This is a genomic window from Streptomyces sp. KLMMK, from assembly GCF_036961605.1.
Classification (GTDB): Bacteria; Actinomycetota; Actinomycetes; order Streptomycetales; family Streptomycetaceae; genus Streptomyces; species Streptomyces telluris.
The window spans coordinates 1-5,754 of record NZ_JBAMDC010000402.1; the positions used below are offsets into that span (position 1 = coordinate 1).

General features: G+C 73.3%; 4 protein-coding genes. 3 read left to right on the forward strand and 1 reads right to left on the reverse strand.

Features of this window, described 5'->3' with window-relative positions:
* From V7793_RS32155 to V7793_RS32165, 3 genes are all read left to right on the forward strand, one after another.
* Positions 1 to 921 (forward strand): SIS domain-containing protein (locus V7793_RS32155; protein ID WP_336013238.1); only part of this gene is annotated, 921 nt, incomplete at its 5' end.
* 42 nt (positions 922 to 963) lie between these two features.
* Positions 964 to 2,175, forward strand: coding sequence for a mannose-6-phosphate isomerase, class I (gene manA, locus V7793_RS32160; protein ID WP_336013239.1), 1,212 nt, complete (start codon positions 964 to 966; stop codon positions 2,173 to 2,175).
* Positions 2,176 to 2,277: 102 nt separating this feature from the next.
* Positions 2,278 to 3,246, forward strand: a complete 969-nt coding sequence (locus V7793_RS32165) for a cation diffusion facilitator family transporter (RefSeq protein ID WP_336013240.1) — start codon at positions 2,278 to 2,280, stop codon at positions 3,244 to 3,246.
* Positions 3,247 to 3,366: 120 nt separating this feature from the next.
* Here the strand turns inward: V7793_RS32165 and V7793_RS32170 are convergent, their stop codons facing one another.
* Positions 3,367 to 5,346, reverse strand: coding sequence for a fructose-specific PTS transporter subunit EIIC (locus tag V7793_RS32170; protein ID WP_336013241.1), 1,980 nt, complete (start codon positions 5,344 to 5,346; stop codon positions 3,367 to 3,369).
* Positions 5,347 to 5,754: the final 408 nt, after the last annotated feature.

Here is a 5,754-nt window from a genome sequence, read left to right on the forward strand (position 1 = left end):
CGCCCCACCGGCGTCGCCCCCGCGCCCGGCGCCCTGCGCTGGACCCTCCCCGGCTGGACCGGCCCGCTCGACCTGCTGCTCGTCGCCAGCCCGGACGGCACGGAGCCCGGCCTCGCCATCCTCCTCGAACAGGCCTACCGCCGCGGCTGCTCCGTCGTCTGCGTCAGCCCGGCCGGTTCGCCCCTCGCCGACGCCACCGCGCAGGCCCGCGGCCTCGCGATCCCGCTGACCACCTCGCCGGACGAAGCCCGTACGGGCGCCGAACCGGACACGGGCGAGGAGACGCAGGCAGGGGCGCGCCCCGCGCTGCTCCCCGGCCCCGGCCTCCTGTGGTCCCTGCTCACCCCCCTGCTCGTGCTCGCCGACCGCATAGGGCTGCTCGCCGGCGACGCCTCCGAAGTCGAGGCGCTGGCCGACCGCCTGGACCAGGTCGCCGAGCGCTGCGGCCCGGCCATCGCCACCTACAGCAACCCCGCCAAGACCCTGGCGGCCGAGCTGGCCGACACCCTCCCCCTCATCTGGACGGAGGGCGAGCTCGCCGGCGCGGCGGGCCGGCACTTCGCGACGGTCCTCTCCGCCCTCGCCGGGCGCCCGGCCCTCGCCGCCGAGCTGCCCGAGGCCCTGACCGCCCACGGCACCCTCCTCGCGGGGGCCTTCGCCGCCGGTGCCGATCCCGAGGACTTCTTCCGCGACCGCGTCGAGGAGCCCGAGGCCCTGCACGCCCGCGTCGTCCTGCTCCGCGAACGGGAGCCCGACGTCACCTCGCCCGCCCCCGCCGCCCGCGAACTCGCCCTGCAGCGCGAGACGCCCGTCAGCGAGCTGGAGCCCACCGACGCCGACAGTCCCCTGCAGACCGCCGCTGAACTGCTGGCCATCACGGATTTCGCCGCCGTCTACCTGGCCCTCGCCTCGACCCCGTAGACCCGTAGAAACGCCGTACGCACACAGTCAGGAATCGCCCGCATGGACCGCCTCGTCAACACCGTGCGCCCCTACGCCTGGGGCTCCACCACCGCGATCCCCGCGCTGCTGGGCACCGCCCCCACCGGCGAACCGCAGGCCGAACTGTGGATGGGCGCCCACCCCGGCGCGCCGTCCCGCGTCGACCGGGGCGGCGCGGGAGGAGGCCTGCGCGCCCTCTCCGACGTCATCGCCGCCGACCCCGAGGGCGAGCTCGGCGCGCGGGCCGTCCGCCGCTTCGGGCCCCGGCTGCCGTTCCTGTTCAAGGTCCTCGCCGCCGGTTCCCCGCTCTCCCTCCAGGTCCACCCCGGGCTCGCCGAGGCAGCGGCCGGCCACGCCGAGGAAGAGGCCCGGGGCGTCCCCCTCGACGCCCCCCACCGCAACTACAAGGACACCGACCACAAGCCCGAACTCCTCTGCGCCCTCACCCCCTTCGAGGGGCTGTGCGGCTTCCGCGCACCCACCGAGACGGCCGGGCTCCTCGCCGCGCTCGACGTCGACTCCCTCAAGCCGTACGCCGACCTCCTGCACGCCCGGCCCGAGGAGGACGCCCTGCGCGAGGTGCTCACCGCCGTCCTCACCGCGGACCACGGCGAGATGGCCCGCACCGTCACCGAGGCGGCCGCCGCGGCCGAGCGGCTCTCCGCGCAGGACGGACCGTACCGGGACGCCTGCACCGCCTACGCCTCCCTCGCCCGGCACTACCCCGGCGACCCCGGCGTCATCGCCGCCATGCTCCTCAACCACGTGCGCCTCCAGCCCGGCGAAGCCCTCTACCTGGGCGCGGGCGTCCCGCACGCCTACCTCGACGGCCTCGGCGTCGAAATCATGGCCAACTCGGACAACGTGCTCCGCTGCGGGCTGACGCCCAAGCACGTCGACGTCCCCGAACTGCTGCGCGTCGTCCGCTTCGAGAGCACCGCCGCCGCCGTCCTGCGCCCCGAGGCCGACGCCGGCGGCGAGGAGGTCTACGGCACCCCCGTCGAGGAGTTCCGCCTCTCCCGCTTCGACCTCGCCCCCGGCGCCACGGCCACGCTGCCCGCCGGAACACCCCAGATCCTCCTGTGCACCTCGGGTACCGCCGTCCTGCGCACGGCGGACGACGGGCAGGAGCTGCGGCTCCGCCAGGGCGAATCCGCGTTCGTACGGGCGGCCGAGAGCGTGGTGCTCGCCGGTGACGACGCCAGGGTCTTCCGCGCCACGGTCGCCGTCTGACGCCCCTTCCGCCCCGCGGCTGCAACAATGGCCCGCCGTAAAGGAACCGCAAAGCCCGGCGGTCCAGGGGTGGATCAGGGGCGGAAGGGACAACCCGCACATATGAGTGCATCAGGCGGAACCAAGGCGATCGTCGCCGCGCTCGGCGCCAACCTGGCCATCGCCGTGGCGAAGTTCGTCGCGTTCGCGTTCAGCGGCTCGTCGTCGATGCTCGCCGAAGGAGTGCACTCGGTCGCCGACTCCGGCAACCAGGCACTGCTCCTCCTCGGCGGCAAGAAGGCCAAGCGCGCGGCCAGCGAGGAACACCCGTTCGGCTACGGCCGCGAGCGCTACATCTACGGCTTCCTCGTCTCGATCGTCCTGTTCACCATCGGTGGCGTCTTCGCGCTGTACGAGGGCTACGAGAAGATCAAGGAACCGCACGAGATCGAGCACTGGTACTGGCCCGTCGGCGTCCTCGTTTTCGCGATCATCGCGGAGAGCTTCTCCTTCCGCACGGCGATCAAGGAGTCCAACGAGCTGCGCGGCGATCAGTCCTGGGGCCAGTTCATCCGCACCGCCAAGGCCCCCGAACTGCCCGTCGTCCTCCTCGAGGACTTCGGCGCCCTCGTCGGCCTCGTCCTCGCCCTCGGCGGCGTCGGCATCGCCATCGCCACGGGCGACGGCGTCTGGGACGGCATCGGCACGCTGTGCATCGGCGCCCTGCTGGTGCTGATCGCCATCGTCCTCGCCTCGGAGACGAAGTCCCTGCTGCTCGGCGAGGCCGCCGGACCGGAGCAGCTCGCGAAGATCCGCGCCGCGGCCGTCGACGGCGAGACCGTCACCCGCGTCATTCACATGCGCACCCTCCACCTGGGCCCCGAGGAACTCCTCGTCGCGGCCAAGATCTCGGTGCGGCACGACGACACCGCCGTGGAGATCGCCCGTGCGATCGACGCGGCGGAGGCGAGGATCCGCGAGGCGGTCCCGATCGCCCGGGTCATCTACCTGGAGCCGGACGTCTACCGCGAGGAAGCGGCAGCCGCCGGCGCCGACCCGGCAGCGACCCCGGGCGGCCCGCCCCGCCACTGAGAAGAACCACGCGGGGGCGGTGCCCGGACCGCCGTGACGCCTTCACGGGCCCACGGCGCCTCAGGGCACGGCCTCCGCGCCGCCCGCGGCCGCCACAGGGCCTTGCAGCCCCGGTAACCGCTACTGAACCTCCCGCAAGATGCCCACCAGGGCACCCTCGTCCTCCCCCGCCGAGAGCAGCCGCTCCCGGAAGCCCGGGTCCATCAGTTTCCGCGACAGCATCGCCAGGATCCGCAGATGCTCGTCGCCCGCGGCAGCGCTCGGTACCGCGATCATGAAGATCAGCCGGGCCTTCGTCCCGTCCAGCGCCCCCCACTCGATGCCCTCCGAGCGCGCGAAGCCGACCACCGGGGCCGAGACCGCATCCGTCTTCGCGTGCGGGATCGCGATCTCCTCCCCGAGCCCCGTCGTCCCCATCTCCTCCCGCGCGAGCGCCGCCGCGACCAGGCCGTCCACGTCGGCCACGTGCCCGCTCGCGGCCAGCAGCCCGGCCATCTCCCGGATCGCCGCCTCCTTCCCGTGGGCCGCGAGCCGCGGCCGCACGGTCCGTACGGTGAGGTAGCCGGAGAGCGCGGAACCGCCGGGCTCGCCCGGCGCCTCCACCGGGGGAGCCGGGGAAACCGTTCCCCCGGCGGGAGCCGGCCGCGCACCCACGGCCATCAGCGCGACCGTCGTCAGCGCCGTCACCACCGTGCCGACGGCGATCGCGACGAAGAACATCGCCACCCCGTCGACCGCCCCGAGCACCGCCACGATCGGCCCCCCGTGCGGCACGTTGTCCGCCACCGCCGCGAGCCCCGCGATCGCCCCCGCCACCGCACCGCCGCACATGTTCGCCGGAATGACCCGCGCGGGCCGGGCCGCGGCGAAGGGGATCGCCCCTTCGGTGATGCCGAAGAACCCCATGAACAGGGCCGCCAGCCCGGTCTCCTGCTCCTGCTTGCTGAACAACCCCCGCCGCAGCAGCGTCGCGAGCCCCTGCCCGAGCGGCGGCACCGGGATGGCCGCGGCACACATGCCCATGATCTCGGGGTTCTTCGAGACCAGCCCCGCACCGAAGAGGAACGCCGTCTTGTTGACGGGCCCGCCCATGTCGAAGGCGATCATCAGGCCGAGCACGACGCCGAGCAGAGCCGCACTCGTCCCGGTCAGCCCGCCGAGCCAGCTCGTGAGGTGCTCGAAGACCCACGCGATCGGCCGGCCGATGACGTAGACGAAGAACAGGCCGAGCGACGTCGTGGCCACGATCGGGATCACGATGACCGGCATGATCGGCCGGACGAACGCCGGCACCCTGACCTTCTTGATCCACACCACCAGACAGCCGGCCAGGAACCCCGTGGCGATCGCCCCGATGAACCCCGCCCCCGCCTCGCTGCCGTACAGCTCCCCGTGGCTCGCGATCCAGCCCCCGACCATGCCCGGGACGAGCGCCGGCCGGTCCCCGACGGCATAGGCGATGTAGCCGGAGAGTACGGGGATCATCAGCGCGAAGCCGATGGCACCGATGTCGTTGACCGTCTGCCAGAACGAGCTGTCGAAGACGATCCCCTGAGGAGTGGTCCGCCCGCCCAGCGCGAGCGACACGGAGATCAGCAGACCGCCGACGACCACGAACGGGATCATGTACGAGACGCCGTTCATCAGCGCCTTGTAGACGGTGCCGCGCCCCCGCCCGCCCCCGCCCGCCCCCGCGAAAGCCCCGTCCCCGGCAGCGGTCCCGGCGCCCCCCGCTCCGTCTCCCCGGTGGACCGGCGCGTCCAGTACGTCCCGGATCAGCCGCTCCGGGTGCCGGATGCCCTCGGCGACCCCGACGGACAGCACCCGCTTCCCCGCGAAGCGGCTCAGGTCGACGTCCTTGTCGGCGGCGACGATGATGCCGTCGGCCTCCCTGATCTCGGCGTCGGAGAGGACGTTCTCGGCCCCGATCGACCCCTGCGTCTCGACCTTCATGCCGTAGCCGAGCTCCTGCGCGGCCTGGGCCAGCTTCTCCGCCGCCATGTACGTGTGCGCGATCCCGGTCGGGCAGGCGGTCACGGCCAGCAGCCTGCGTCCCTCTGGCGCCGTGTCACGCTCGGGCGGATCGGCCGGACTGGTCACGTGGATCTCCTCACAACGGATCGCCCGCGGGGCGTGCCGCGCCCTCGCGCTCTCCGCATCCTGCAACACCTGACCTGCACAGGAAACGAGGCCGTTCCGGTGTCAGCACGCGCGGGCCTTCCGGAATCTGACGTTCCGGCGGATAGGGCGCCAGTGGGGGTGGGGTTCGGCGGGCCCCCCGGTGTAGATTCGTGAACGAGCCAGACGTCGCTGCTGATGGCGGTCGGGCGGCCCGCGCGACGGACCGGCCGAGGGAGAGAGGGCCTCCGACGGACTGCGCTGCGGTCGGGGCACCGGTGCGTCCAGTGTGTCCACAGCTGCTCAGGCAGCACGACCGCATGCACGGCCGTGTCCACCCTCGCTCGCCGTTCACAGAGGAGCAGCCCGTATGACCACCACTTCCCCCGG

What these genes read in the sequence shown, in the direction of transcription:
- manA (WP_336013239.1), top strand. Translation starts at nt 964, where the DNA reads ATGGACCGCCTCGTCAACACCGTGCGCCCCTACGCCTGGGGCTCCACC.
- V7793_RS32165 (WP_336013240.1), top strand. Translation starts at nt 2,278, where the DNA reads ATGAGTGCATCAGGCGGAACCAAGGCGATCGTCGCCGCGCTCGGCGCC.